The sequence below is a fragment of the Nocardioides nematodiphilus genome (assembly GCF_020216525.1).
In the GTDB taxonomy this organism is placed as follows: Bacteria; Actinomycetota; Actinomycetes; order Propionibacteriales; family Nocardioidaceae; genus Nocardioides; species Nocardioides nematodiphilus.
Genome location: NZ_JAIWOY010000002.1, coordinates 328006 through 353756, shown reverse-complemented (window position 1 = coordinate 353756; position 25751 = coordinate 328006). Strand labels below are relative to the sequence as shown.

25 protein-coding genes and 1 other RNA gene are annotated in these 25751 nt (G+C 70.2%); 11 read left to right on the top strand and 15 right to left on the bottom strand.

Going from position 1 to position 25751, the window contains the following annotated elements:
- Positions 1-27 precede the first annotated feature (27 nt).
- The 5 genes from KSO98_RS04730 (at position 28) to KSO98_RS04710 (ending at position 5780) form a co-directional block, all read left to right on the top strand.
- A complete protein-coding gene (locus tag KSO98_RS04730; RefSeq protein WP_225283827.1) occupies positions 28-1083 on the top strand; it encodes an ABC transporter permease in 1056 nt (351 codons plus the stop codon).
- Positions 1080-1862, top strand: a complete 783-nt coding sequence (locus KSO98_RS04725) for an ATP-binding cassette domain-containing protein (RefSeq protein WP_225283826.1) — start codon at positions 1080-1082, stop codon at positions 1860-1862. The genes KSO98_RS04730 and KSO98_RS04725 overlap by 4 nt, the downstream gene beginning before the upstream one ends.
- On the top strand, positions 1859-2158 hold the full coding sequence (locus KSO98_RS04720) for a putative quinol monooxygenase (protein ID WP_225283825.1): 300 nt from the start codon (positions 1859-1861) through the stop codon (positions 2156-2158). Before KSO98_RS04725 ends, KSO98_RS04720 begins: the two co-directional genes overlap by 4 nt.
- The gene (locus KSO98_RS04715) at positions 2155-3084 is read left to right on the top strand and encodes a carbohydrate kinase family protein (RefSeq protein ID WP_225283824.1); all 930 of its coding nucleotides are present in this window, start codon (positions 2155-2157) and stop codon (positions 3082-3084) included. The genes KSO98_RS04720 and KSO98_RS04715 overlap by 4 nt, the downstream gene beginning before the upstream one ends.
- 161 nt (positions 3085-3245) lie before the next feature.
- Positions 3246-5780 (top strand): GH32 C-terminal domain-containing protein, encoded by a 2535-nt coding sequence (locus tag KSO98_RS04710; protein ID WP_225283823.1) that lies wholly within the window; start codon positions 3246-3248, stop codon positions 5778-5780.
- A 114-nt stretch (positions 5781-5894) separates the two neighbouring features.
- On the opposite strand, the gene KSO98_RS04705 is transcribed toward KSO98_RS04710, so the two are convergent.
- A complete protein-coding gene (locus tag KSO98_RS04705) occupies positions 5895-6593 on the bottom strand; it encodes an SDR family oxidoreductase (RefSeq protein ID WP_225283822.1) in 699 nt (232 codons plus the stop codon).
- Between the two features lie 181 nt (positions 6594-6774).
- On the opposite strand from KSO98_RS04705, the gene KSO98_RS04700 reads away from it, so the two are divergent.
- A complete protein-coding gene (locus KSO98_RS04700) occupies positions 6775-7263 on the top strand; it encodes a winged helix-turn-helix transcriptional regulator (protein WP_225283821.1) in 489 nt (162 codons plus the stop codon).
- A 106-nt stretch (positions 7264-7369) separates the two neighbouring features.
- On the opposite strand, the gene KSO98_RS04695 is transcribed toward KSO98_RS04700, so the two are convergent.
- The 3 genes from KSO98_RS04695 to rnpB all read right to left on the bottom strand — a co-directional run bounded on the left by KSO98_RS04695 (position 7370) and on the right by rnpB (position 8966).
- Positions 7370-7666: a muconolactone Delta-isomerase family protein gene (locus tag KSO98_RS04695; protein WP_225283819.1), complete on the bottom strand. Its 297-nt coding sequence runs from the start codon at positions 7664-7666 to the stop codon at positions 7370-7372.
- A 57-nt stretch (positions 7667-7723) separates the two neighbouring features.
- Positions 7724-8344, bottom strand: coding sequence for an NAD(P)H:quinone oxidoreductase (wrbA, locus tag KSO98_RS04690; protein ID WP_225283814.1), 621 nt, complete (start codon positions 8342-8344; stop codon positions 7724-7726).
- Between the two features lie 256 nt (positions 8345-8600).
- Positions 8601-8966, bottom strand: an RNA gene (gene rnpB / locus KSO98_RS04685) — RNase P RNA component class A.
- A gap of 59 nt (positions 8967-9025) precedes the next feature.
- On the opposite strand from rnpB, the gene KSO98_RS04680 reads away from it, so the two are divergent.
- Together KSO98_RS04680 and KSO98_RS04675 are read left to right on the top strand one after the other, a co-directional pair.
- Complete coding sequence (locus KSO98_RS04680; protein ID WP_225283813.1) at positions 9026-9430, top strand: tetratricopeptide repeat protein; 405 nt, start codon at positions 9026-9028, stop codon at positions 9428-9430.
- A complete protein-coding gene (locus KSO98_RS04675) occupies positions 9427-9606 on the top strand; it encodes a hypothetical protein (RefSeq protein WP_225283811.1) in 180 nt (59 codons plus the stop codon). Before KSO98_RS04680 ends, KSO98_RS04675 begins: the two co-directional genes overlap by 4 nt.
- 23 nt (positions 9607-9629) lie before the next feature.
- Here KSO98_RS04675 and KSO98_RS04670 read toward each other — a convergent pair whose 3' ends face one another.
- The 11 genes from KSO98_RS04670 to KSO98_RS04620 all read right to left on the bottom strand — a co-directional run bounded on the left by KSO98_RS04670 (position 9630) and on the right by KSO98_RS04620 (position 22184).
- Positions 9630-10847 (bottom strand): PQQ-dependent sugar dehydrogenase, encoded by a 1218-nt coding sequence (locus KSO98_RS04670; protein ID WP_225283808.1) that lies wholly within the window; start codon positions 10845-10847, stop codon positions 9630-9632.
- Between the two features lie 38 nt (positions 10848-10885).
- The gene (locus KSO98_RS04665) at positions 10886-11494 is read right to left on the bottom strand and encodes a response regulator transcription factor (RefSeq protein WP_225283806.1); all 609 of its coding nucleotides are present in this window, start codon (positions 11492-11494) and stop codon (positions 10886-10888) included.
- Complete coding sequence (locus tag KSO98_RS18785) at positions 11491-12630, bottom strand: sensor histidine kinase (protein WP_225283804.1); 1140 nt, start codon at positions 12628-12630, stop codon at positions 11491-11493. Before KSO98_RS18785 ends, KSO98_RS04665 begins: the two co-directional genes overlap by 4 nt.
- A complete protein-coding gene (locus KSO98_RS04655; protein ID WP_225283802.1) occupies positions 12623-13405 on the bottom strand; it encodes an ABC transporter permease in 783 nt (260 codons plus the stop codon). The genes KSO98_RS18785 and KSO98_RS04655 overlap by 8 nt, the downstream gene beginning before the upstream one ends.
- Positions 13402-14298 carry an ABC transporter ATP-binding protein gene (locus KSO98_RS04650; protein ID WP_225283800.1) on the bottom strand — a complete coding sequence of 299 codons (897 nt, stop codon included), beginning with the start codon at positions 14296-14298 and terminating at the stop codon, positions 13402-13404. Before KSO98_RS04650 ends, KSO98_RS04655 begins: the two co-directional genes overlap by 4 nt.
- Before the next feature lie 101 nt (positions 14299-14399).
- Positions 14400-15197, bottom strand: coding sequence for a hypothetical protein (locus KSO98_RS04645; RefSeq protein ID WP_225283798.1), 798 nt, complete (start codon positions 15195-15197; stop codon positions 14400-14402).
- The gene (locus KSO98_RS04640; protein WP_225283797.1) at positions 15194-15766 is read right to left on the bottom strand and encodes a DUF6318 family protein; all 573 of its coding nucleotides are present in this window, start codon (positions 15764-15766) and stop codon (positions 15194-15196) included. Before KSO98_RS04640 ends, KSO98_RS04645 begins: the two co-directional genes overlap by 4 nt.
- A gap of 535 nt (positions 15767-16301) precedes the next feature.
- On the bottom strand, positions 16302-17639 hold the full coding sequence (locus KSO98_RS04635) for a WXG100-like domain-containing protein (RefSeq protein WP_225283795.1): 1338 nt from the start codon (positions 17637-17639) through the stop codon (positions 16302-16304).
- Between the two features lie 219 nt (positions 17640-17858).
- Positions 17859-18710 carry a 3-methyl-2-oxobutanoate hydroxymethyltransferase gene (gene panB, locus KSO98_RS04630; protein ID WP_225283793.1) on the bottom strand — a complete coding sequence of 284 codons (852 nt, stop codon included), beginning with the start codon at positions 18708-18710 and terminating at the stop codon, positions 17859-17861.
- 115 nt (positions 18711-18825) lie between these two features.
- Entirely contained in the window at positions 18826-21372 is a 2547-nt protein-coding gene (locus KSO98_RS04625; protein ID WP_225283791.1) for an ABC transporter permease, read from the bottom strand.
- Positions 21372-22184, bottom strand: a complete 813-nt coding sequence (locus KSO98_RS04620) for an ABC transporter ATP-binding protein (RefSeq protein WP_225283789.1) — start codon at positions 22182-22184, stop codon at positions 21372-21374. The genes KSO98_RS04625 and KSO98_RS04620 overlap by 1 nt, the downstream gene beginning before the upstream one ends.
- Positions 22185-22279: 95 nt before the next feature.
- On the opposite strand from KSO98_RS04620, the gene KSO98_RS04615 reads away from it, so the two are divergent.
- The 3 genes from KSO98_RS04615 (at position 22280) to KSO98_RS04605 (ending at position 25750) form a co-directional block, all read left to right on the top strand.
- Positions 22280-24331: an NAD(+) synthase gene (locus KSO98_RS04615; protein WP_225283787.1), complete on the top strand. Its 2052-nt coding sequence runs from the start codon at positions 22280-22282 to the stop codon at positions 24329-24331.
- Positions 24332-24413: 82 nt separating this feature from the next.
- Entirely contained in the window at positions 24414-25049 is a 636-nt protein-coding gene (locus KSO98_RS04610; RefSeq protein WP_225283785.1) for a SatD family protein, read from the top strand.
- Positions 25046-25750, top strand: coding sequence for a hypothetical protein (locus KSO98_RS04605; protein WP_225283783.1), 705 nt, complete (start codon positions 25046-25048; stop codon positions 25748-25750). The genes KSO98_RS04610 and KSO98_RS04605 overlap by 4 nt, the downstream gene beginning before the upstream one ends.
- Position 25751: the final 1 nt, after the last annotated feature.

Genomic DNA, 25751 nt, shown 5'->3' with positions numbered 1-25751 from the left:
GTCCCGTCTCGTCCATCAGGAGATCCCGTGTCAGCACCACACCCATCCGCATCGCTCGCTGCTCCCACCCCGCCCGAGGTCGACCTCGCGCATGAGTTCCTCAACCGCCGGACCCCGATGACCACGGTCCGGGCGATCCTGCACCGCTATCCCGCGGTCAGCCCGGCCATCGTGCTCGTCGTGTCGGTCATCGTCTTCGGGCTGATCAACGGTCGCTTCCTCGCGCCGACGAACCTCTCGCTGATCACCCAGCAGGTCGCCGTCATCGGCGCACTGGGCATCGCCGAGACCCTCGTGATCCTCACCGCCGGCATCGACCTCTCGGTGGGCTCGGCGATGGTGCTCAGCTCGATCGTGATCGGCAACGCGGCCACCGGCATGGGGATGCCGGGACCGGTCGCGCTGCTGGTCGGCCTGGCCGTCGGTCTGGCCACCGGCGTCCTCAACGGCCTGCTCGTCACCCGGCTCAACCTCCCACCGTTCATCGTCACGCTCGGCACGCTGAGCATCTTCACGGCGCTCACCCTGCTGGTCTCCAGCGGAGCGACGGTGCAGGGCGATGCGATGCCGAGCATCCTGACCTGGACCGGGCTGACCGTCTCCGTGCTCGGCGTCGACATCACGTACGGCGTGCTGATCACCCTCCTCCTGTACGTCGTCGTCTCCTTCGCGCTCGCCCGCACCGCCTGGGGACGCCACGTGTACGCCGCCGGCGACGACAAGGAGGCCGCCCGCCTGACCGGCATCCGGGTCAGCGGCGTGCTGCTGAGCGTCTACCTGGTCGCGGGTGCCATCGTCGGCATCACCGCGTGGATCCAGATCGGCCGCGACTTCGGGGCGAGCCCCAACGCCGCCACCGACGCCAACCTCAGCGTCATCACCGCTGTCGTGATCGGCGGCACCAGCCTGTTCGGCGGCCGCGGCAACGTGTGGGGGACCCTGCTCGGTGCGCTCATCGTCGGCGTCTTCCGCAACGGGCTCGCCCTGGCCGGGCTGGACGTCCTCTACCAGACGCTCGCCGTCGGCATCCTCGTCATCGTCGCGGTCTCCATCGACCAGTGGATCCGAAAGGTCCGAAAGTGAACACCACCATCGCAACCGCCACGCGGACCCCCGTCCTCGCCGCCCGACGCCTCGTCAAGACGTACGGACACGTGATCGGGCTCGACGGAGTCGACCTCGAGCTCTACGCGGGGGAGGTCCTCGCCATCATCGGCGACAACGGCGCCGGCAAGACCACCCTCATCAAGTGCCTCACCGGGGCGGAGATCCCCGACGAGGGCGAGCTCGAGCTCGACGGCAAGCCGGTGCGGTTCCGCCGCCCGCAGGACGCCCGTGAGGCCGGCATCGAGACCGTTTACCAGTCCCTCGCCGTCTCGCCGGCGCTCGACGTCGCGGCGAACATGTTCCTCGGTCGCGAGGTCCGACGCAGCGGTGCCCTCGGCTCGGTGCTGCGGATGGTCGACACCAAGCAGATGCGGGCACGTGCCCGTGCGGAGCTCACCGAGCTCGGCATCACCACCCTGCAGGACGTCACCGTCCCGATCGAGAACCTCTCCGGTGGCCAGCGGCAGGCGGTCGCGGTCGCCCGCGCCGCGGCGTTCGGCTCGAAGGTCGTGGTGCTCGACGAGCCGACGGCCGCGCTGGGCGTCCGGGAGTCCAACCAGGTCCTCGACCTGATCAAGCGCCTGCGCGACCGGGGCGTCCCCGTGATCCTCATCAGCCACAACATGCCCCACGTGTTCGAGGTGGCCGACCGGATCCACGTCCAGCGCCTGGGCAAGCGCGCCGCGACGATCACGCCGCAGAGTCACTCGATGACCGACGCGGTGGCGATCATGACGGGGGCGATGAAGGGATGAGCGATCGACGCACCCTCTACGCGGAGTTCGAGGCGCTGCCCGGCTCCGCCGACGAGGTCGCCGCACTCGTCCGGGAGTACGCCGTCGCCGTCACCGCCGAGCCCGGCAACCTCCGGTTCGACGGTCACCGCCTCGCGCAGGCCCCCGAGCGGTTCTTCGTCTACGAGGAGTACGCGTCGCAGGCGGACTTCGAGGCGCACGTCGCCTCGCCGCACTGCGCGACCTTCAACGAGGCGATCGCTCCGCTCGTCGTGGGCGGCACGTCGACGCTCACCTGGCTCGCGCCGGTCGCATGACGGGCACCGATCCGCACGCGCACCAGGTGCTGGTCATCGGGGAGTCGGTCGTCGATGTCGTCGAGCGTGACGACACCACCACGGCCCACGCCGGCGGGAGCCCGCTCAACGTCGCGTACGGGCTGGCGCGCCTGGGGCTCCCCACGGCGTTCGCCACCCAGTTCGGGGACGACGCGTACGGGCACCTGATCGCCGCCCACCTGGCCTCGGCCGGGGTGGAGATCCTGCGGCCCGAGCCGTCGGCCGAGACATCGGTGGCGACCGCCCGGATCGGGGCGGACGGCTCGGCGCAGTACACGTTCTCGCTGCACTGGGACTTCGAGGCGGCGACCGTGCCGGTGACACCGGTCGTGCATGTCGGCTCGGTGGGCGCCTTCCGGGAGCCGGGGAGCACGGCTGTCCGGCGCCTCCTGCACGGGCTGCCCGCGTCGACGCTGGTCACCCTGGACCCGAACATCCGGCCGTCCCTGATCCCGGCCGCCCCGGCGGTGCTGGAGCAGGTCGGCACGTACGCCGCACGCACCGACCTGATCAAGCTCAGCGACGAGGACGCGGCGTGGCTCTTCCCCGGCATGTCCGAGGAGGACGTGCTGGCGTGGTTCCTCGCTCGCGGGACGGCTGTCGTCGCGATCACCCGGGGCTCGGGCGGGAGCGTGCTGCGCAGCCGGCTCGGTCACGTGGAGATCGACGCCCGCCCGACGACGGTCGTCGACACGATCGGCGCAGGTGACGCCTACATGGCCGGTCTGATCGCCGCCGTGCTCGAGGACGCCGACGGCATCGACACCCTTCGCGGGGGAGCGGACCCGGTCTTCCTCGAGCGGGTGGGCCGATTCGCCTCCGCCACGGCCGCGCTCACGGTGGCGCGAGCGGGCGCGACGCCTCCGACGCGCGCCGAGATGACCGCCGCGCTCGCTGCGCTGTGACGCGCTAGACGAGAACAACCGCGAGTACCGCCCGCACCCGGCCCGCCGGTGCGGTGGACGAGTGCGCCCTCAGGCGCAGACAGGAGGTGGCCCCGCTCCGGCTGCCGGCTCGGTGCACCCGCCGAGCCTCCCCACACCCCTAGAGAGTCAAGGTCCAGCACATGACAACGCGCAAGCGCCTCCTCGCCTCCGCGGCTGCATTGGCCGCCGCAACGTGTGGCATCTCCTTCTCGACCCTGGTGCCCGCACAGGCGGCCAAGCAGGCCCCCGCGGTCACCGCGACCGCCCCTGCGACCGCCGACACGCGGCCGAACTACCACTACACGCCCGAGCGCAACTGGATGAACGACCCGAACGGGCTCATCCACTACGGCGGCCGGTATCACCTCTTCTACCAGTACAACGCCACCGGCAACACCGGCGGCAACGCGTCGTGGGGCCATGCGGTCAGCACCGACCTGGTGCACTGGAAGCAGCTCCCCATCGCCATCCCCTCCGATGCCGACGAGGAGGTCTGGTCGGGCAGCGTCGTCTACGACAAGTCCAACACCAGCGGCCTCGGGACGGGGAGGAAGGGGCCACTGGTCGCCGTCTACACCAGCGCCCCCAGGGCCACCGGCATCCAGCGCCAGTCGATCGCGTACAGCACCGACGACGGGACCACGTGGACCAAGTACGCCGCCAACCCCGTGCTGGACATCGGCTCGCACAACTTCCGCGACCCCAAGGTCTTCTGGTACGCCCCGGCGAAGCAGTGGCGGATGGTCGTGGCCCTCTCCGACCAGCACAAGGTCGCGATCTACGGCTCGCCCGACCTGAAGAACTGGTCCCAGCTCAGCGAGTTCGGACCTGACGGAGTCACCTCGGCGGTCTGGGAGGTGCCCGACCTGTTCCCGCTGCAGCTCGACGGGGACGCCGGGCAGACGCGGTGGATCATGACCGTGAACGTCGCAGGCAAGGCGGAGTACTTCGTCGGCTCGTTCGACGGCACGACGTTCACCGACAGCGAGCCGCCCTACGTCGCGCCCGCCGGTACGACGCTCGCCGACTTCGAAGGCTCGACGTACGGCTCCGGCTGGACCACGACCGGCTCGGCCTTCGGTGATGGCCCGGTGCGCGACACCGGGGCGGCGGGGTACGCCGGCTCCGGCTACGTCGACACCTTCCACACCTCCGATGCCGAGACGGGCACGCTGACCTCGCCGTCCTTCACCGTCGACAAGAACTACCTCAACTTCCTCATCGGGGGAGGGCGCCACCCGTACGTCGAGGGTGGGTCCACCGCCGCTCCGGCAGGCGAGACGTTCCAGGACTTCGAGGGCGACTCCCTGCCCGGTTGGACCGGCACCGGCGATCTCGCCGGGGCTGGCCCGAGCCACGAGTCCCTGGCCGGGCAGCTCGGGCACGGGGTCCTCGACACCTGCCAGGGCGGGTGTGACGCAGCTCAGGGCACGCTGACCTCGCCGACGTTCACGATCGCCCACCCGTACATCGACCTCCTCACCGCGGGCGGTCAACACCCGTGGGGTCAGGCGGGTCCCACCGCGGTGAACCTCGTCGTCGACGGCGACGTCGTGGCGAGCGTGACCGGCAACAACAGCGGAGCGATGGACTGGGTGCACCTCGACGCCAGCAAGTACATCGGTCGTGATGCGACTCTCGAGGTCGTGGACCAGAGCGACGGCAGCACCGGTTGGGGCCACATGATGATCGACAACATCGTGTTCGCCGACACGGTCGCCGGGCCGTGGAACACCGAGACGGGTGCCAACCTGATCGTGGACGGCAAGGTCGTGCGTACCGCGACCGGCAACGACAGCGGAGCCCTCGACTGGGCGAGCTGGGACCTCAGGGACCTCCAGGGCAAGCAGGCGCAGCTCCAGCTGGTCGACAGGAACACCGGCGGGTGGGGACATCTCATCGCCGACCAGTTCATGATGGCCGACCAGGCCGCCCGGAGCACGTCCGAGCGTGCCCACTGGCTCGACGACGGACGCGACTTCTACGCCGCGGTCACGTTCAACGACGCACCCGCCGGACAGCGGATCGTCCTCGGCTGGCTGAACAACTGGGACTACGCCAACACCATCCCCACCGACGGATGGCGCGGTACCCAGTCGATCCCGCGGGTGCTCTCCCTGCGGACCGTCGACGGCCAACCGCGCATCGTGCAGCGGCCGGTGCCCCAGCTGGAGCGCATCGCTGTCGCGCGCGGGGCCCGGCACGTCAGGCCGATCGTCATCCCGTCGGGCACGAAGGTCCTCACCGAGAACACGGGGGACAACGCCGTACGGGTCGACGCCGTCATCGACGCCGGGTCGGCCACGACCTTCGGGCTGCAGCTGCTCCGGTCGGCCGACGGCACGCGCTACCTCGGGGTCTCGTACGACACCGCGACCGGACGGCTCACCGTGGACCGCACCCATGCCGGCGACGTCGGGTTCAACGCGGCGTTCCCGAGCGTGGACGGGGCGGTCGTCCCGCTCAGCGACGGGCGTCTGCGTCTGGAGCTGTATCTCGACAAGACCTCGATCGAGGCCTTCGCCCAGCACGGCCGCACCGCCATCACCGATCTCGTCTTCCCGCACGCGGGTGACAACGCGATCGCGCTGACGGCGTCAGGTGGAACAGCTCGCCTCGAACGGCTGTCGGTGACCCCGCTCGCCGACGCGATGGCGCAGGCCTACACCAACTGATTCGCGGCCAGGTTCCGGCGCCTCGGCGTCGGAACCTGGCCGCGGCGTGCGAGGTCGGTGGCGCTGACCGTTGGTGGATGGCTGCTGCCGGTCCTGCCTCGAGCGGCAGACAGTTCAAGCCAACTGCGGGTAGAGCGCCTCGATCGGAGCCGCGAGGCCGGCCTTGACCTGCCTGCTGAGCTCATCGGCGAGGATCTCGTGGGCTCCGGACTCCAGGCCCTCGTACGCGGCATGGACCACGTCGGCCGGGTCGTTCTTCTCTGCCTCGATGCCCTGGGTCATGGGAGTGTCGGTGTAGCCCAGGTGCAGGCCCACCACCTGTGTCCCCTGGGCGGCGAGGCGCAGGCGTTCGGTGTTGGTGGCCGACCACAAGGCCGCCTTCGTGGCGCTGTAGGCATCGCCCACCGCGAGCCAGCTGAGCACCGAGAGCACATTGATCAGCGCGCCGCCTCCGTTCTCCTTGAGGACAGGGGCGAACGCGTTCGCCACTTCGAGCGGACCCCAGAAGTTGGTCTCGAAGAGCTGCCGGGCGTCGGTCAGGTCGGCGCGCGTGAGCGAGCTGCCGTTCGCGGCGCCAGCGTTGTTGATGACGACCGTGACGTCATCCGCCGTCCGGGCGGCGGCGCGTACCGACTCGGTGTCGGTGACGTCCAGGGTCAACGGAACGATCCGGTCGTCGTGCCATTCGCGTGGAGTACGGGCGGAGGCGTACACCTTCTCCGCGCCGCGCTGCAGTGCCTGCGCGACGAACTCTCGCCCGAGGCCTCCGTTGGCTCCGGTGACGAGAACGACTGCGCCCTTCAGATCTGTCATGACCGCTCCTCTTAGACGTGTGTGGACAGGTGTCCCTGGTGACGGGGGCAACGAGGATGCTGAGTTGTCTATTCCAATGCAGATGGATCTCGTCCGGCGGGTGGTCGTGCGAGGAGCGTCACCATCGCCGCCTCCCGGACGCTGGGTGGGGATCCGCAACCCAGGCACGTACAGTGAATGGATGACGAGGATCCAAGACAGCTCGTGCTCGATCGCTCGAAGCCTCGGCGTGCTCGGCGAACGGTGGACCATCCTCATCCTGCGCGACGCCTTCGACGGTCTCACTCGCTTCCAGGACTTCCGGCAGAGCCTCGGCATCGCCTCCGACATCCTCACCTCCCGTCTGGCTGCACTGGTCGAGTACGGCGTGATGGAGCGGGTCGACTACCAGGAGCCGGGCAGTCGCAGACGCCACGAATACCGCCTCACCGACGCCGGTCGTGAGCTCCTTCCGCTCCTCGCCGCGTTGCAGGAGTGGGGCGATCGCCACCTGCCGCGAGCGGAGGGGCCCAGCGTGATGCGGTACGAGAGAGGCACCCACGCGCCGGTGCGCGTCGCCTTCGTCGACCAGCGCGGCCGTGAGATTCCCTCCGACCACGTGGACTTCGTGCCGACCGCCGCCTACCCCGAGGCGCGCCTGCAGCTGCTCCAGGACCGACGCAGCGCGTGAACTCCCTCCGGTCGTCTGCCGGACGATGACCGGCCAGGCGGCGGCGCGGGCGGGTGCAGTCGCCACGGCCCGGCGGACGCGAGATCGCCGGGCCGTGGTGTCATCGCTAGGGTCGCGTCGCACCGGGGTCGTTGGGGTGCGGAGCGACCGCCGTGACCTTGAACTCCATCCAGGGCGAGAGCGGCAGCGTCCCGAGGACGTTGCTACGCAGGTCGGCCTCGTCGTCGGCCACCCAGATGCCGACGCTCCGCATCTCGCCGACTGGGCGCCATAGGCGTACCAGGTGGCCGGCTGCGGCCAGCTCGCTCGCTCGCTCGGCCTCAGCCTCCCGCCGGCGAGCGACCTCGTCCGCGGGCGTCCCCTCGGGGACCGTGGTGATGATCTCGACGATGAACTCAGCCATGGTCGGACTCCTTTCGAATGATGTCGGCGCGGGGCCGATCGCTGACGTCGGCGCTGGTCACGCGAGGGCGCGGCCGGCGTTCAGCCGGCGCGCGATGTCGATCACGCGGCGGGCCTGGTGCTTCGCAGAGGCTCGCGTCACGTCGTCGACCGGGCGCGTGCCCTGGCCGTCCACGTGCGAGGTGCCGTACGGATTGCCGTCGTCGAACTTGATCGGATCCGTGAAGCCGGGGGCCACCAGGACGCCGCCGAAGTGATGAACGAAGGTGTAGAGCGACTGCAGGGTCGTCTCCTGCCCGCCGTGCAGGCTGGAGGAGGAGACGAAGCCGCTGTACACCTTGTCGGCGAGCTGGCCCGCGGCCCACAGGCCGCCGAGGGTGTCCATGAACTGCTTGAGTTGCGCCGAGACGTTGCCGAAGCGGGTCGGCGTGCCGAAGAGGACGACGTCGGCCCACTCGACATCGGCGGGCGTCGCCTCCGGGACCCCGGCCGTGCTCAGGTGGTTCTCGGCCCACGCCGGGTTGGCCTCGATCGCCGACATCGGCGCCAGCTCGGGCACCTTGCGAAGTCGGACCTCGGCGCCAGCGCCGAGTGCGGCTTCGTTGAGCTCCCGCGCGACCTCTGCGGTCGTCCCGGTCGAGGAGTAGTAGATGATCGCGACCTTGGTCTTCTCGGTCATAGGTCTTCCTTTCCAAAGGGCGGCGGTCGTAGTTGACCGACCGTCTAGTGCAACAGACCGCCGATCGAGATATTCCAACGTCTTCGACGACGCCCTGCGACCCCACGCCCCGCCCGAGATCGAGAGCGGCTCGACTCGACCTGAACCCGCCAGGCTCCGCTCAGATGTCACCCGACACGCACAGCCATGCGCGGCCAAGCGATTCACCGCGCCCGCCGCGGTGCCGGCGGCGACGGAGGTGCTCACGGTGTGTGTGCGTGTGGGCTGACCTGTAAGCCGGGTTCTGTCCTCCCGAAGGAGTGCGACCATCCATCTAGGACCACCGTTGCCGATGGCCTCGAGCGACCTACCCGTGCTCTCAGGCGGGCAGCCCTCGGGCGAGCACTGTTCGGTCTTGCTCCGGGTGGGGTTTACCTAGCCGGCCTGGTCACCCAGGCCGCTGGTGAGCTCTTACCTCACCGTTTCACCCTTACCTCTCTTGCGAGCGGCGGTCTGCTTTCTGTGGCACTGTCCCGCGGGTCACCCCGGGTGGCCGTTAGCCACCACCCTGCCCTACGGAGCCCGGACTTTCCTCGGCACCTCCTGTCGAGACAGGAGATGACGCGGTCGCCCGGCCAGCCCACACGCGCGGACACCGTACCCCGGCGGAATGCGCGCCCGCACCTCGGCGTTGAAGGCCCCATGAGTGACCTGACCGCACCTGCTGTGATGTTCCCGGGGCAGGGCCCCGAGTCCGCGTACCGGATCGCTTATGACCTCCTTGCCCGCCGGTTCCCGCGCGAGGCGCTGGAGGCCATCGAGCCGGCCCTCGCCGACGACCCGAGCAACGCCGGCCTGCGCACGCTGCAGGCCTGGGCGTTCCTGATGCGCGCCCAGCTGCAGAAGGCCGAGGCCGTCCTGCGCGAGCTGGTCGCCGAGAACCCGAGCGACGCCTGGGCGCAGCACGCGCTGGGCCGCGCGCTCGAGCGGCAGAGCCGACACCCCGAGGCGCTGCCCCACCTGCGCCTGGCCGCGGTGATGAGCGGCGAGTACGACCACGAGGCGGCGGTCTTCCGAGTGCAGAAGCAGGTAGCGTCGGAGGCATGAGCTACTGGTACTGCCTCAAGCACAAGACCGTGGAGCCCGACGAGGGCTGCCGCAACGCCGACCGGCTCGGGCCGTACGAGACGGAGGCCGAGGCCGCGAATGCGCTCGCCAAGGTCGAGGAGCGCAACGAGGCCTGGGACAAGGCGGACGAGAAGTGGGACGACGAGGCGGAGTGATCCGCCTCGTCGTCCGCCGGTGATCAGCGCGGGCTGACCCGCAGCAGCACGTCCAGGCCGTTGCCGTTGTCGGTCGTCACGAGCAGGTCGCCGTTCGGTGCGGGCACCGTCGTGCGGATCCGCCCGTAGCGGCGCAGCTCGGCCGGCGCGGTGGCGCGGATGAGCTTCCCGCTGCGGGTGAACCGGACGAACAGCACCTGCTCGTCCTTCAGCACGCCGATGGCCAGCGCGCCACGCAGCGCGCCCCAGCGGTGCTGGCGCGCCACGAAGCTGCCGCCGCTGGTCGCCAGCGTCGGGAAGCCGCTCGACCACGCGGCCGCGATCTGCTTCCCGGGCAGGCCCTGGTCGGTCATCGGGACCGACTCGTTGTAGCCGGGCACCGGGTTGTAGCCGTAGTCGCCACCGAGCTTGATCCGGTTGACCTCGTCGTCGCGGTCGGTGCCCTGCTCGATCGACCAGAGGGTGCCGTCCGCGCGCTGGGCGAGACCCTGGACGTTCCGGTGCCCGTAGCTCGTGATGTAGCGGGTCGCCCGGTTTGAGGAGTGGATGAACGGGTTCGTCGGCCAGGGCGCGCCGGTCTTGCGGTTGAGTCGCAGGGTCTTGCCGCCGAGCGAGGCGAGGCTCTCCGGGTTGACGCCGGTCGCGGCGTCTCCGGTGCCGACGTTGAGCGCGCCGTTGCGGGTGATCAGCAGCCGGCAGCCGCCGTGGCGCCCGCTCGTGGTCGGGAAGCCGGTCACGAGCGTGCGCACCGTCGTGGCGTGCTTGTACGACCGGTTGAGTCGCCACGAGATCACCCGGACGTCATGCCCGCCGCCGGCGAGGTTCCAGCCCTGGCACGTGTAGATCCGGCGGTTGTGCTTGAAGTGCGGATCGACCTCGAGTCCCAGCAGCCCGGTCTCACCGGAGACCCAGATGCGGCTGTTGGCGAAGGCGACGTCGTGCAGCCGGCCACGGCGCAGGATCGTCAGCGAGCGCCGGTCGCGCTGGGTGATCAGCAGACGCCTGCCGGGCAGCGGGGCCACGTCCCACGGATGGTCGAGGCCGCGCGCGATCGTCCGTACGCGCAGCGCCGGCACGCCGACCCGACGCGCAGCGGGTTGGTGCGCGGTCGACGGGCGGGCGGCCGCGGCCGCGGAGCCGGTCGCCTGCGCCCCGGGTGGTGCCTGCGAGGAACCGCACGCGGCGGCGGGGATGCCGAGCAGGAGCGAGACCGTGATGGCGACACCGAGCGACCTGGTCATGCTTCCAGGATTACCCCGGATCCGCTGACGTCAAGCGGTCAGAGCCAACCGTTGCCGTCGGCGGTGAGGACGGCCTCCGTACGGTTGGCCGCGCCGGTCTTGCCGATCGCCGCCGACAGGTGGTTGCGCACCGTGCCCTCGGACAGGAAGAGCTTGGCCGCGATCGCCGCCACGCTCGAGCCGTCGCGCGCGGCGAGCAGCACCTCGGTCTCGCGCGCGGTCAGCGGCGACTCTCCGGCGACCAGCGAGTCCATCGCGAGCGCCGGGTCGACCACGCGCAGACCCGCGTGGACGCGACGTACGGCATCGGCGAGCTGGGCCGCGGGCGTGTCCTTGACGACGAAGCCGCTCGCACCGGCCTGCAGCGCGCGACGCAGATAGCCGGGCCGGCCGAAGGTCGTCACGATGAGCACCTTGATCCCGGGGGCGGCGGCCTTGAGGTCGGCCGTCGCGCTGATCCCGTCGAGGCCCGGCATCTCCACGTCGAGCAGCGCGACGTCGGGCTGGTGCGCCAGCGCGGCGGCGACGACGTCGGCGCCGCTGCCGACCTCGGCGACCACCTCGAGGTCGGACTCGAGGTTGAGCAGCGCCGAGAGGGCTCCTCGTACGAGCGCCTGGTCGTCGGCCAGCAGCAGCTTGATCGTCATCGTGCGGGGGCCTCTCGAGCGACGGTGAGGGAGAATCCGGGGGAGAGGCTACGGGTCGTCACGACCGCGCCGATCGCCGCGGCCCGCTCGCGCAGCCCGGTGATGCCGGAGCCCTCGCGCAGCTCGAGACCCGCACCGGCGCCGTCGTCGCGCACCTCCACGCCGTGCGGCGAGAGCCGGATCTCGCAACGCCGCGCGCGCGAGTGCCGGATGACGTTGGTGACGCCCTCGCGCACGGTCCACGCGAAGAGCTCGCGCAGCTCGGTCGGGACCTCGTCGGTGGACTGGGGGAGATCGGGCGCGATCTCGGCCGACTGGAGTGCCGCGCGGGCACGGGCCAGCTCGCCGGGGAGGGTGAGCTCGCGGTAGCCCTCGACGGCGCGGCGGATGTCGGCGAGGGCGTCGCGCGAGAGCCGCTCGAGGTCGGCCAGCTCCTGCTTGGCGCGGACGGGATCGATGTCGCACAGCCGCTGGGCCAGCTCGGCCTTGACGGTGATCACGGTCAGCGAGTGGCCGAGGATGTCGTGCAGGTCGCGGGCGAAGCGGTTGCGCTCGTTGTCGACCGCGAGCCGGGTGTTGACCTCGTGGGCGGAGACGAGGTCGGCGTTGCGGCGCAGCACGGTCTTGAAGCCGAAGATCGCCAGTGCACCGGCCATCACGCCGAACGCGTTGCCGACCTGGTCGGGCCAGCCGGGGATCCAGCCGACCGCGATCGTGCCGAGGACGACCAGCAGCACGGTCGGCGCCGCGACCCGTACCGGCATCAACAGCACCGACATCACCGCGACGAACGGCGCGGTCGCGGTGCCCGCGGCGCCCACCGAGTCGACGATCAGGATGCCCATGATGGCGAGCGCGCCGACGTACGCGGCGCCGGCGGTGAGCGGGATCGGCGGCGCGGTGCCGCGCAGCGAGCCCCGGACATCGACGAAGACCCGGATGTACAGCAGCGCGAAGGCCAGCGTGAGGATCATGCCTGCGATGCCGCGCGGGTCGCGGTCGTGATCCCACCGGTTCCAGCCCTCGACGAACGGGCTGATCAGGAACAGCAGCCACAGCGTCGCGATCCAGGGGCCGATGACGCGCATCCGGCGCCCCTCGCGGCCGTACGGGATCATCGGGCTGGCATCAGACACGCGCGGTGTCCTTGCTCATCCGCCATGCGGCACCGGCGACGAAGAGAGCGCACCAGCCTACCGCGTTGACGACGGCGTACCAGGGCAGCTCGTGGGTGAGCGGTGCGCGGGCGACCTCGGCGACGCCGTACATCGGGGTCCAGTACGCGACCAGGCGCACGGCGTGGGCGTACTGGCTCAGCGGGATGAACAGACCGCCCAGGAAGCTGAGCAGCGCCAGGCCCGGGCCGAGGATCTGCATGGCGTTCTCGCCGGGGACCACGTAGCCGACGAAGACGCCGAGCGCGGCGAACGTGAGGGTGCAGGCGAGGGTGAGCAGCATCGCGCCGATCCAGACACCGGTCGGCATCTCGGCCTTGCCCTGCACCTTGCCGATCACGTTGACGGCCGCGATCGCCAGGCCGCCCATCACCAGCGAGACGAGGGCCTTGGTGACGATGTAGGCGACCGGGTTGAGCGGGGTCAGCCGCAGCTGTCGGCTCCAGCCCAGCGCACGCTCCATCGCGACCATCGAGCCGGTCGCGGCGGCGGTGAGCGCGGCGCCGTACATGGCCATCGAGATGAGGATGTAGGCGGCGACGTTGCCGCTTCCGGCCCGGTCCTGCCAGCCGGACTGAGCGCCGAAGCTGAGGGTGAGCGCGGCCGGCAGGACGAGGGTGAACACGACCGTACGGCGGTTGCGCAGCATCCGCTTCAGCTCCAACCCGAGGAGGGTCAGGCTGAAGCCGCCCATCGGCGGCACGCGACGGCTCTGGATGTCGATGGTGGTGCTCACTGGTCGCCTCCGGTCAGGCTGAGGAACGCGTCCTCGAGGTTCTTGCTGGTGATCTCGACATCGCGGGCCGCTGTCGTGGTGAGGAGGTGGCGGGCGACGGCGTCGCTGTCCTTGGTGTGGACCAGGATCTGGTCGCCGCGCACGTCGATCTGGTCGACGCCGCCGAGGGCCCGGATCTGCTGCTCGATGGTGGTGTCGAGGTTCGGGACGGTGGCCCGGACCGTACGGCCGGCGGCGAGTGCCCGGATCTCCGAGCCGCTGCCGTCGGCGACCTTGCGGCCCTTGCTGATCAGCACGATCCGGTCGGCGTACTGGTCGGCCTCTTCGAGGTAGTGGGTGGCGAACAGGACCGTACGGCCCTTGTCGGCGTCGCGGCGGATCGCGTTCCAGAACGTGCGGCGGCCCTCGACGTCCATACCGGTGGTCGGCTCGTCGAGCAGGAGCAGCGCGGGGTCGGGCAGGAGCGCCATCGCGAACCGGAGCCGCTGCTGCTCGCCGCCGGAGCACTTGCCGACCTTGCGGTCGGCGATCTCGGTGATGCCGGCGCCCGCGAGGGCCTCGTCGACGGGGAGGGTGTCGGCGAAGAGCGAGGCGGTGTACGCGACGGTCTCGCGGACCGTGAGGTCCTTGAGGAGGCCGCCGGTCTGCATCACAGCCGAGACCAGGCCCCGGGCGATGGCCTGGCGAGGCTGCATCCCGAGCACCTCTGCCGTGCCCGAGGTGGGCTGGGAGAGACCGAGGATCATATCGATGGTGGTCGTCTTGCCGGCGCCGTTGGGTCCGAGGAACGCGACCACCTCGCCGGGCTGGAGCTCGAGGTCGATCCCCTTGACCGCCTCGACGCTGCCGAAGCTCTTCGTCACGCTTTCGAGGCGCACCGCTGGAACTGTCATGGCGTCAGTCTGGTCGCCCGCGGGTCGTCGTGGGGCTGTTGTGCCTCATGACGTCGAGGTGACATCTGTCAGAGGTCGAGGAATCGATCTGTCGCGGGTGCTCAGTCGGCGACGAGGTGGGGCGTCGCGGTGAGGACGGTCAGCTGCTGCGCCGGACTGGTGCGGGTGACGGTGTCGGCAAGGTGCTGCTGCGGCCCGCCGTCGATCGAGTAGCCGGCCTGGTAGACGGTCTCGAGCGTGACGCTCACCGGACCCTTCTTCAGGTAGCGGTGGACGAGCGTCTGGTCGGGGTACGCCGCCCCGGCGTCGGTGGTGGTCAGGCTGCTCCCGTCGCCGAAGTGCCAGATGTACTTCTCGACGGTGATGTGGAAGGCGACCGGCACACCCAGGGGTCGCTTCGTCACGTTAAGGCTAAAGGGATCGGTGAAAAAGATCGAGTCGAAATTCACCAAGGTCTCCCCTCCGGGAGGTTGGATGTGCACGGGCGCTGGGTGCATGGGTATCGACCGGAACGCGCGCTCCACGTCGGCAGTTGTGGGCCCTCGCCGCGCGGGACATGAGTAGCGAGTATTCGAGACGACTCCGGTGTCCGAATACGTGTAGGTGACCGTCATCACGGAGCCGTCAGAGCAGGCGTACTGCGCGCCGCATGCGCTCTCGCCGTTGAGGTCGCAGACGTTCATCGTGATGTCGTGCGCATCGCCAGGAGTCGCCGACACGGCCAGCACTGTCTTCGTTGAGTCGCCGGCGTTCTCCGCGTGGTTTTCGCTGAGTCCTACCTGAAATGAATCAGTTCCGGCACTCACGTCTGCGTGCTGCTCGTCAGCATCGGCCGGTTTGGTTCCAGCGCCAAGAGCCAGTGAGGTCGCCAGCGCCAAGGCGATCGTGATCAGCCTCATGGCAGCACCGTCCAATCAGCGATCTGCCAGCCGCTGGATGTGGGCGTCAAGACGAGCCGGTCGCGCGCTGCACCGCCCGTATATCTGTCTGTCTTACCACCCGGATACGTGACCATTTCGGGGGCAGCGTCGAATGTGAATGTCACTGCGATTGGGTCGCCCGGAACATTCAATCTCGATGGCTGGAGCGACTTCACTGTCCAGAGGCCACCAGAGACCGCCCCGCGTTGTGCCGCAATCTCTTTGACCCCGTCGGTCCCGCCCCTGCAGTTCTTGCAGTACTTCGTCGCGAGCCTTTCCAGTGGCCGGGGGTCTAGCGTTCTGAAGGAGTAGTTCACAAGATCGACGACGTAGCGGGTGAACGCCACAGCCCCCGCCTCGGTATGTGCGTTGGCGGCCTCCGGCATGACGGGCGGCGCCAGTGTCGGGCTGGCGGTGGGGGTTGGGCTTGGTGTGGGCGAGGCCGCGACGCTGGGCGTCGGGGCTGGCGCGGGCGCGGCTTCGCTGCCGCATGCCGAGAGCGCTGCGGCGAGACCGAGGGCGGTGAGGGCTGGAGCGAGCTTCCCCATGCTGGTCCTTCTTCCCGAGTTCGCGCTGGCTGAACCGCGCTTGATCGAAAGATATGGCCATCGCAAGAAACACCGCTAGGGCCGATCAGCGGCCTGTGGAAAACCGGGTGCCCTCGCAAACGGCAGCGGTGTCCGGAGCGAATGCGTGGTCGTTCGCTGCCGCGCAGTACACCGAAGTCCCATCGCGCGGCCACCCTCACGCGTGGGTCTGCGGCGGCCGTCGGCCTTCGGTGTACTGAGCGGTTGATCGGCGAGTGGTCGCGGCAGCGATGTGCTCAGCGGTCGAGGTTCTTCAATTGCTCGGCGGGGTCCCAGCCGTCGGGACGGTCGTCATCGGTGCGGCCCCAGTCCCACCGCATGCCGTCGTCGATCCACCTCTGGCGCCACGACTCGAAGGTGTAACCAGAGTTTGTGTCGGTGAAGCCAAATTGGAATCCGCAGCAGTAGCAGATCTCGTCCGACGGGCCTCCTGTAGGCGAGTAAGGCGGTGCTTCAAGGTCATCGAACCCGCACGCCGGGCACGTGAATCCGCTGGTCACTGGAGAGTTCCCTTCTGCTCGGCCCAGTATCTCGTCGGGTGGTCTGGCTTGAAGATCGTGCGCGCACGACCGTCACGGTTGTACGAAGCAAACATCTCACTCTTCGGATCAAAGATGCGGATGACGCCGTCGTCATCGATTTTTATTGGCAGGCCCTCGGCCTTCGCACGCTGAAAGAACTCCTGCGCGGCTCGCACATACGCGGCCCCAGTAGTTGCGCCAACATCCGCGCCATGGTCGCGGAGATGTCTCGTCAGCGTGCGCCGATTACCCCACCCCGCGTTGATGACTTCTTCGTCCGACAGGGCTCTGACTGTTTCCGCGCCTGATGTCGCAGCCGCGTCGAGCTCGCTCCGCAGCACGTTCGTACTGGTCCTGATGTCAGCGACGACCGGGCGGGTGTCGGCGACCATCGTCAGCCAAGAGCGGTCGGCGGCCGTCGTGGTGGCCAGGGCGGGGCGGAGGACCGGGAGGGTCTCGTCCAGGCCGGCGAGGAGCGCGACGATGCGGGCGATGTAGCGCGGGATGCGGGCGACGAGGTAGGAGTTCGCGCCCCATTCGCCGAGGGGACCGGTGAGGGCACTCGCGGCAGCACCACCGATCTCGCACATCGCGAAGGTGGTCGCCAGGTCCTTGACCACGTCGTAGATCGGGTCGCGCTGATGCTGTATCTCGTCGGCGAAACGGCTCACCGCGTTGCCCAGCGCGGTGCAGTCATCCGCGAGCGAGCGCGCGATCGACGCCAGACGCGTGCAGGCGGAGATCGCCGCGGGCAGCTCGGGGGAGCGCAGCATGCCGAGCACCTCACCCGCGCTGGTGGGGAGGACGGCCAGCGAGCTCAACCCGTCCGCGGCCCGGTGCCACGCCGCGGCGAGGGCGGCCAGCCGGGCCAGATCCGCGCCCGGCCAGCTGTAGCCCGACAGGTGGGAGACGACGATGGACCAGCCGCTCGGCTCGTCGGCGTTGCCCCCGAAGACCGGCGGGACGCCCGTCATGGCGACGGTGCACAGCGAGCGTTGCGGCAGCGCGTAGGACGGCAGGCCGTACGGCGCAGCGGCCGCTTCGGCCCGGGCGTGGTTGTGGCCGCTCACATCAAGGAGGAGGGCGGCGTTCCCCAGCGCGGAGACCAGGCTGGAGATGGCGTCGGTGACCGGCTCCGCGACGGCGGTGTACGAGTCGGCCCACGCCGCCGCGCCTGAGGTCGTGCCCGTCGACAGCGCGGCATCGGCGAGTGCACCGAAGAGCGCCTCGGCGACCGCGCCGGCGTCCTGGTTGGCGTACGTCAGGAGCCGCGCGGCATCCCCGTACGTGCTGGTGTCGATCGTGGCGAGCATCGGCCGGCCTCCCGAGAAGGACCGCCCCGGCCACGTACGGCCGGGGCGGTCTCATCTCAGCAAGGACCCCGCACGGTCCGCGACCCCCAGGAGACGACCTGTGGATAACTCCCGCGGGAGGGCCGAGTCAGCGGCGCGCGAGGGCCGAGTCAGCGGCGCGCGAGGGCCGAGTCAGCGGTGCGCGAGGGCCGAGTCGGCGGTGCGGGAGGGCCGAGTCGGCTAGAAGGTGTGCTCGGGTCCGGGGAAGCTGCGGTCCGCCACCTCGGACGCGTAGGCACGAGCGCCCTCGAGCAGGACGTCGTGGACGTTGGCGTACTGCTTGACGAAGCGCGGGGTGCGGCCGGTCGAGAGGCCGAAGGCGTCCTGCCAGACCAGCACCTGGCCGTCGGTCTGGTTGCCGCCGCCGATGCCGATCGTGGGGATCTCGAGCTCCTTCGTCACCTGGGCGGCGACGTCACCGGGGACCATCTCGAGGACGACCGCGAAGGCACCGGCGTCCTGCACGGCGTGCGCGTCGCGCAGCACCCGCTCGGCCGCCGAGTCGCCGCGGCCCTGGACGCGATAGCCGCCCAGGGTGTGCTCGGACTGGGGGGTGAAGCCGATGTGCGCGCAGACCGGGATGCCGCCCTGGGTGAGCTTCTGGATCTGCGGGGCCATCTCGACCCCGCCCTCCAGCTTCACGGCGGCCACCTGGGCCTCCTTCATCAGTCGCACGGCCGACAGGTACGCCTGCTCGGGCGAGGCCTGATAGGTGCCGAACGGCAGGTCGCCGATGACCAGTGCCCGCGAGGCGCCGCGGACCACGCCGCGGGCCATCATGATCATCTCGTCGAGCGTGACCGGAAGGGTCGTGCCGTAGCCCAGCACCGTGTTGCCGCCCGAGTCGCCGACCAGCAGGGTGTCGATGCCCGCCTCGTCGAAGATCCGGGCGGTCATCAGGTCGTACGAGGTCAGCATCGTGAACGGCCGGCCCTGCTGCTTCCACTCCCGCAGATGATGGGTGCGGACCTTCTTGACCGCCGCCTTGGCGTCGGTCGCGCCACCGTACGGGGCGCTCTCCTCTGTGCTCATCGTCGAGCCTTTCGTGACATCTCGCGGCTCCCGACTGGAGTCCACGGACCGCTGCCCACGCTAGCCCCGGACCGGCCCTCGGCACCCTATGACGCCGGTCACGCCGGCGGCGCGATCACTCCGTGGTGATCGCCGCCAGCACGTTGAGCCGCGCGGCGCGGATCGCGGGCAGGAGGGCAGCGAGCACGCCGACGACCACGGCGATCACCAGGAACATCACGAGCTGCCCGATCGGCAGCCCCAGCGACGTCAGCTGGTCGGCCAGCGCCTGACGCAGCAGCACCCCGATGACCAAGCCGAGCGCCATGCCCATCACCGCGCCCAGCACCGCGATCGCGACCGACTCCAGCGTGATCATCCGCCGCAGTCGCGCCCGCGACATCCCGATCGCGCGCAGCAGCCCGATCTCGCGGGTGCGCTCGATGACCGAGAGGCCCAGCGTGTTCACGATGCCGATGATCGCGATCACGATCGCCAGTGCGAGCAGCCCGTAGATCATGTAGAGCAGCTGGTTGACCTGACCCCGGATCTGGTCGGCGAAGGACGCCTTGTCGAAGACCTCCACGATCTTGGCGCGGTCGGTGACCTTCTTCAGATCGGAGAGGACCGTCGCGGAGTCGGCGCCGGGCTGCATCATCACGTTCAGCTGGTTGTCCTGGCGCTCCAGGCCGGTCTTGGCCAGGAGGTCCAGCGGGACCGAGATCGATCCGGTGACCTGGACCGGGTCGCTGATGCCGGCGACGGTCAGGTGGAGCGCGTGGCCCGCCGGGAAGGTCACCGTGAAGGTGGAGCCGACGTGCCAGTGGCGCTGCTTGGCGACGTCGGTGTTGATGATCGCCTCGTTGCCGCTGATCCGATCGGTGCCGGCGGTCATCGGAAGGGTGAAGATCGAGGTGAACGCGTCGTCGATGCCCATCAGCGAGCCGGTGTCGCCGGTGCCCTGGAGCGTGCCGGAGACCATCTGCTGCCGGCTCACCGTCGCCACGCCGGGGACGCTCGCGATCTCGTCGCCGATCGCGGTCGAGAACGGCATGAACGTCGAGGACTGCACCAGGAAGTCGGAGGTGAACTGCTCGTCGACGATGTCGTCGATGGTGCGGTTCATCGACGAGGCGAGCACGCCGATCGTGGAGACCAGCGCGAGACCGATCATCAACGCGGAGGCGGTGGCGCCCGTACGCCGCGGGTCGCGCAACGCGTTCTCGCCGGCCAGCCGGCCCGAGGTGCCGAAGAACCGGGCGAAGAGCGAGCGGCACAGCACCAGCACCGGGCGGCCGACGACCGACGAGGTGGAGGCCAGGGTGAGCACCCAGATCAGTGCGGCCGCGCCGACCCACGCCGCGGTCGAGCCCGGTGCGCCGGCGAAGCCGGCGATGACGAGCCCGGCACCGAGCGCGAAGAGGACCGCTCCGATCAGCACCCGCAGGCGCAGCGGAGCCGCCGTACGGGCGAGGTCGCCGCGCATCGCGGTCACCGGCGCCACCCGGCCCGCACGCCGCGAGGGCAGGTACGCGGCCACCATGGTGACGACGATGCCGACGGCGTAGCTGATCGCCACGGAGCGGGCGTCGAGCACCAGCACGCGGCTGGAGATGTCGAGGCCGACCGCGCGGAAGACCGCGGCGAGGCCGCGGGCCAGCGCCCAACCGATCGCGATGCCGATGGTGGAGGCGACGATCGCCATCGCCAGGGCCTCGGCGAGCACCGAGCGGGTGACCTGGCGCCGGGTCGCGCCGAGGGCGCGCAGCAGGGCCAGCTCCCGGGTGCGCTGGGCGACCAGGATGGTGAAGGTGTTGACGATGATGAAGGCGCCCACCACGACCGCGATGAGGGCGAAGACGAGCAGGAAGACCGAGATCACGTCGAGGAACTGACCGACCGCGTCCTTCGACTGGCTGACGACCTTGTCGCCGGTGACGGCCTCGAAGTCCGCGGGCAGCACCTTCTGGGCGGCGGCCGCGAGCGCGGTCTGGGAGACGCCGTCGGCCGCGGTCAGGGAGGCGGAGGTGAAGACGTCGCGACCACCCAGGAAGATCTTCTGCGCCGTGGCGGTGTCGAAGATGAGCAGCGTCGAGCCGGCGGTCGAGCCGCCGTTGAACTCCGCGGTGCCGGCCAGCCTCATCGTGAGCTGGTCGGTGCTGGTCGGCGGGAGCAGCGAGACGGTGTCGCCGACGTGGTAGCCGGCCCGCTTGGCGGCACCGGAGTCGAGCACGATCTCGTTCGGGCCGGGCCAGGTGCCCGTCTTGAGGACGGTCATCGGCTCACCGGCCATGTTGAGGCCGCCGGTGTGGTTGAAGGCGAGCGTGGGCGCGCCCGTGCCACCGACCAGGTCGCCATGGCTGTCGAGCAGGTTCATCCCCGCGCCGTCGATGGTGCCGTGCGCGTCGGCGACCTGCGGGAGCGCGGCCAGGTCGGCCACCACCTTGGGCGTGATGGTCGCGGTGGCGGTGCCGCCGTTGCCGGAGTCGAAGGAGTCGAGCCCCTTGGCCCGGACGGTCGCGTCCGGGGTGGAGCCCTTGATGATCGAGTCGAACGTCGACGACAGGCCGTTGCTGAAGACCAGCACGCCGGAGAGGAACGCGACCCCGAGGACGATCGCCAGGCCGCTCATGACGAGCCGCACCTTGCGCGCCATCAGGTTGCGCCAGACGAGCTTGAACATCAGTCGGCCTGCCCGGCAGTCGCGGTCGCGGCCTTCGCGAGCGCGGCGTCCTGCAACGCGGTCATGTGCTCGAGGATCGTCTCGCGGGTCGGCTGGTGCAGCTCGTCGACGATCCGGCCGTCGGCCAGGAAGACGACCCGATCGCAGTACGACGCCGCGACGGCGTCGTGGGTCACCATCACGACGGTCTGCCCGAAGTCGTCCACCGTACGACGCAGGAACGAGAGCACCTCGGCGCCCGAGGTGGAGTCGAGGTTGCCGGTCGGCTCGTCGGCGAAGACGATCGCCGGGCGCGAGGCCAGCGCGCGGGCGCAGGCGACGCGCTGCTGCTGGCCGCCCGACATCTGGGCGGGACGGTGGCCGAGCCGGTCCGCGAGACCGACGGCGGCGATCACGGTGTCGAACCACTCCTTGTCGACCTTGCTGCCGGCGAGGTCGAGCGGCAGCAGGATGTTCTCCTTCGCCGTCAGGGTCGGGATCAGGTTGAACGCCTGGAAGACGAAGCCGATCCGCTCGCGGCGCAGCGCGGTCAGCGCCTTGTCGTTGAGGGTGCCGACCTCGGTGCCGTCCACCACGACGCGTCCCGAGGAGGGCGTGTCGAGCGCGGCCAGCATGTGCATCAGGGTCGACTTGCCGGAGCCCGAGGGGCCCATGATCGCGGTGAACGCACCGCGTTCGAAGTCCACCGTCACGCCGTCGAGCGCACGCACCTCGGAGTCGCCCGAGCCGTAGCTCTTGCGCAGGTCGACCGCGCGTGCGGCCGCGTCGAGGGTGCCGTCGGCCGGAGCCGGGATCGTCGCATCGAGCGTCATGCCCACCAGCCAAGCGCATCTCGTCCCCGAGGGGCGATCCGGTATGTCCCTGATGCGTCCCCGTCATTTGTCATGGTGATCTATAGGCTCCGAGCGTGGACTTCTACTCGCCCTACGCGCACGGCTTCGCCCGGGTCGCGGCGTGCACCATCCCGGTCGCGATCGCGGATCCGGCCACCAACGCCCGTACGGTCGTCGAGCAGGCCCGGGCCTGCCACGACGACGGCGTCGCCGTGGCGGTCTTCCCCGAGCTGTGCCTGAGCGGGTACGCGATCGACGACCTGTTCCTCCAGCAGCCGCTGCTGGACGCGGTCGTCGGCGCGATCCAGTCGATCGCCCTGGCCAGCGAGGAGCTGCTGCCTGTGATCGTGGTGGGCGCGCCGCTGCTGCACGGCAACCGCGCCTACAACTGCGCGGTCGTCATCCATCGCGGCGAGATCCTCGGGGTCGTCCCGAAGTCGTACCTGCCGACCTATCGTGAGTTCTACGAGCGCCGCTGGTTCGCCCCCGGCGACGACATCGAGGCGCTGATCGACATCGGCGGGGTCGAGGTCTCCTTCTCCCCGCAGCTGCTCTTCCGCGCCACCGACGTACCGGGGCTGACCTTCCACGTGGAGGTGTGCGAGGACATGTGGGTGCCGGTGCCGCCGTCGGCGCGGGCCGCGTTGGCCGGGGCGACCGTGCTGCTCAACCTCAGTGCCAGCCCGATCACCGTCGGCCGCTCCGAGGAGCGTCGCCGGCTGGTGGCGGGCGCCTCCGCCCGCTGCAGCGCCGCCTACCTCTACACCGCGGCCGGCGCCGGCGAGTCGACGACCGACCTGTCGTGGGACGGCCAGACGATGGTCTACGAGTGCGGCGAGCTGGTCGGGGAGAGCGAGCGCTTCCCGGACGGTCCGCGCCGTACGGTCGTCGATATCGACCTGGACCGGATCCGCGCCGAGCGCATTCGGCAGGGCACGTTCGACGATAACCGGCGCACCCTGTCCGAGCACGGCGGTGGGGTGGACCTCTTCCACATCGTCGAGTTCGAGCTCGAGCCCCCGCTGGAGGCCACCGCGCTGCGGCGCAAGGTCGACCGGTTCCCGTTCGTCCCCGACGACCCGGCGCGGCTCGCCCAGGACTGCTACGAGGCGTACAACATCCAGGTCCACGGGCTCGTCGGGCGGCTGCGCGCGATCGGTCCGAACACGAAGGTCGTGATCGGGATCAGCGGGGGCCTCGACTCCACCCACGCGCTCATCGTGGCGGCCGACGCGATGGACCGGCTCGGCCGTCCGCGCAGCGACATCCTGGCCTTCACCATGCCGGGCTTCGCCACCAGCGACTCGACCAGGAGCAGCGCGCTGGCGCTGATGGAGGCGCTCGGGACGACGTACGAGACGATCGACATCCGCGAGACCGCGACCCAGATGCTCAAGGAGATGGGTCACCCGTTCGGCTCCGGCGAGCCGGTCTACGACGTCACCTTCGAGAACGTCCAGGCCGGCCTGCGCTACGACTACCTCTTCCGGCTGGCCAACCAGCGCGGCGGGATCGTGGTCGGCACCGGCGACCTGAGCGAGCTGGCACTCGGGTGGTGCACGTACGGCGTGGGCGACCAGATGTCGCACTACAACGTCAACGCCGGCGTGCCGAAGACGCTGATCCAGCACCTGATCCGCTGGGTCATCTCGACCGACAAGTTCGACCAGCAGACCAACACGGTGCTGCAGACCATCGTCGACCAGGAGATCAGCCCCGAGCTGGTGCCGGCCGGGGAGGGGGAGGGGCCGCAGTCGACCGAGTCGATGGTCGGTCCGTACGCGCTGCAGGACTTCACCCTCTTCCACGTGGTGCGGCACGGCTACAACCCCTCGAAGATCGCCTATCTCGCGTGGCAGGCCTGGCACGACGCCGAGCGCGGGGAGTGGCCGGTCGGGCTGCCCGAGTCGCGGCGTACGGCCTACGACCTGGGGGAGATCCGGCACTGGCTGGAGGTCTTCATCAAGCGGTTCTTCGCCAACCAGTTCAAGCGCTCGGCGCTGCCGAACGGACCGAAGGTGAGCAACGGCGGCACGATGTCGCCGCGCGGGGATTGGCGGATGCCCTCGGATGCCACCGCGGCGGCCTGGCTGGCCGAGCTGGAGGCGCGGGTTCCCCGCGCCTGAGTGTGTGAAGCCAAGGGCTTCATGATCGTGAAGTGAACTCCATACCTTCATTTTGGAGATCTGAAGGTAGTATCTTCACGTGATGACTCAGGCGACCGTGATCGGGGATGTGGTCGGCTCCCGCAAGGAGGCGAGCCGGGCGACGCTCCATGCCCGGCTCACGACCGTGCTCGAGCGGGTCAATGCCGAGCTGGACCCGACCACGCCCCTGCGCGTGACGGTCGGCGACGAGTACCAGGGCTGCTTCGCGTCGGTCGGCGCCGCCGTGGCCGCGACCCTGCGGCTGCGGCTCTGGCTCGCGCCCGAGGTGGAGGTGCGCCACGGCATCGGCTGGGGAGCCGTCGAGGTGCTCGAGGAGTCGCCGCGCGTCGAGGACGGCCCGGGATGGTGGGCCGCGCGGGCGGCGATCGAGACCGTCTCCCGCTACGAGGCGGATCCGTCGCTGCGCCGCCTGCGCACCGCGTACGAGCGCGCCTCCGGCGTCGCGGACGGCGCTGATCCGGCGATGGTCAACGCTGCGCTGATGACCCGCGACGAGCTGCTGGCCGGCCTGGCGCCCGCATCGCTGTCGGTGCTCGATGGCATGCTCCGAGACATGAGCCAGCGCGACCTCGCCCACGACCTCGGCGTCAGTCCCTCGGCGGTCTCCCAGCGGATCCGCCGCGACGGCCTCGCGGTGCTGGCCGAGGCCGACCGCCGCCTGGGAGCCGTGCGATGAGCTGGCTCGCGCTGCTGCTCATCGGGGTCGGCACGGCCGACCTCGTCCGCTCGGCCGGCGCCCGAGCGCTGCTGCCCGGCGGCGTCGGCGCGATCGCGCTGGTCGTGCTCGGGCTGTTCGCCGGGCTGACCTCGTTCGCCGACATCGCGGCGATGGTGGTCGGCGTCGCCGTCGTGCTCGCCTGGTCCCTGCTCTCACCGCACCGGCCGCGGTCCGCGATCTCCGTCCTGGCCGGCGCCGTCGCCCTGGCGATCCTCTTCGCTGCCGGCGCCTCCGAGGCAGGCGGGCTGGTCGGCGACTGGCTGGATGACGCGCGGCTGCCGCTGCTGCACGGCGTCGACGCCGATCGTGCCCTGCTGGTGCTCGGCGTGCTGCTCACCCAGCTCACCACCGGCAACGCCATCGTGCGGATCGTCCTGACGCTCACCGGCTCGACCCCGCCCGGCACCGGACGCTCGCTGAAGGGCGGTCGCCTGCTGGGGCCGATGGAGCGCCTGGTCATCCTCGGCCTCGGGCTCGCGGGCCAGACCACCGCGGCCGGGCTGGTGATCGCGGCCAAGGGCCTGATCCGCTGGCCCGAGCTGCAGTCCTTCCGCGGCGAGGAGGGGCCGAGCATCGACGAGGTGACCGAGTACTTCCTGGTCGGCAGCTTCGTGTCGTGGCTGGTCGCGCTCGGCTCGCTGGTGCTGCTGGCAACCTAGG

Bases quoted from the DNA above. Each gene is read 5' to 3' on its own strand.
- KSO98_RS04710 (WP_225283823.1), top strand. From the start codon at position 3,246: ATGACAACGCGCAAGCGCCTCCTCGCCTCCGCGGCTGCATTGGCCGCC.
- KSO98_RS04610 (WP_225283785.1), top strand. From the start codon at position 24,414: ATGACTCAGGCGACCGTGATCGGGGATGTGGTCGGCTCCCGCAAGGAG.
- KSO98_RS04705 (WP_225283822.1), bottom strand. From the start codon at position 6,593: ATGACAGATCTGAAGGGCGCAGTCGTTCTCGTCACCGGAGCCAACGGA.
- KSO98_RS04635 (WP_225283795.1), bottom strand. From the start codon at position 17,639: ATGCTCGCCACGATCGACACCAGCACGTACGGGGATGCCGCGCGGCTC.
- KSO98_RS04680 (WP_225283813.1), top strand. From the start codon at position 9,026: ATGAGTGACCTGACCGCACCTGCTGTGATGTTCCCGGGGCAGGGCCCC.
- KSO98_RS04700 (WP_225283821.1), top strand. From the start codon at position 6,775: ATGACGAGGATCCAAGACAGCTCGTGCTCGATCGCTCGAAGCCTCGGC.
- KSO98_RS04645 (WP_225283798.1), bottom strand. From the start codon at position 15,197: ATGAGGCTGATCACGATCGCCTTGGCGCTGGCGACCTCACTGGCTCTT.
- KSO98_RS04695 (WP_225283819.1), bottom strand. From the start codon at position 7,666: ATGGCTGAGTTCATCGTCGAGATCATCACCACGGTCCCCGAGGGGACG.
- KSO98_RS04720 (WP_225283825.1), top strand. From the start codon at position 1,859: ATGAGCGATCGACGCACCCTCTACGCGGAGTTCGAGGCGCTGCCCGGC.
- KSO98_RS04625 (WP_225283791.1), bottom strand. From the start codon at position 21,372: ATGTTCAAGCTCGTCTGGCGCAACCTGATGGCGCGCAAGGTGCGGCTC.
- KSO98_RS04650 (WP_225283800.1), bottom strand. From the start codon at position 14,298: ATGACAGTTCCAGCGGTGCGCCTCGAAAGCGTGACGAAGAGCTTCGGC.
- KSO98_RS04605 (WP_225283783.1), top strand. From the start codon at position 25,046: ATGAGCTGGCTCGCGCTGCTGCTCATCGGGGTCGGCACGGCCGACCTC.
- wrbA (WP_225283814.1), bottom strand. From the start codon at position 8,344: ATGACCGAGAAGACCAAGGTCGCGATCATCTACTACTCCTCGACCGGG.
- KSO98_RS04665 (WP_225283806.1), bottom strand. From the start codon at position 11,494: ATGACGATCAAGCTGCTGCTGGCCGACGACCAGGCGCTCGTACGAGGA.
- KSO98_RS04675 (WP_225283811.1), top strand. From the start codon at position 9,427: ATGAGCTACTGGTACTGCCTCAAGCACAAGACCGTGGAGCCCGACGAG.
- panB (WP_225283793.1), bottom strand. From the start codon at position 18,710: ATGAGCACAGAGGAGAGCGCCCCGTACGGTGGCGCGACCGACGCCAAG.
- KSO98_RS04670 (WP_225283808.1), bottom strand. From the start codon at position 10,847: ATGACCAGGTCGCTCGGTGTCGCCATCACGGTCTCGCTCCTGCTCGGC.
- KSO98_RS04640 (WP_225283797.1), bottom strand. From the start codon at position 15,766: ATGGGGAAGCTCGCTCCAGCCCTCACCGCCCTCGGTCTCGCCGCAGCG.
- KSO98_RS04715 (WP_225283824.1), top strand. From the start codon at position 2,155: ATGACGGGCACCGATCCGCACGCGCACCAGGTGCTGGTCATCGGGGAG.
- KSO98_RS04620 (WP_225283789.1), bottom strand. From the start codon at position 22,184: ATGACGCTCGATGCGACGATCCCGGCTCCGGCCGACGGCACCCTCGAC.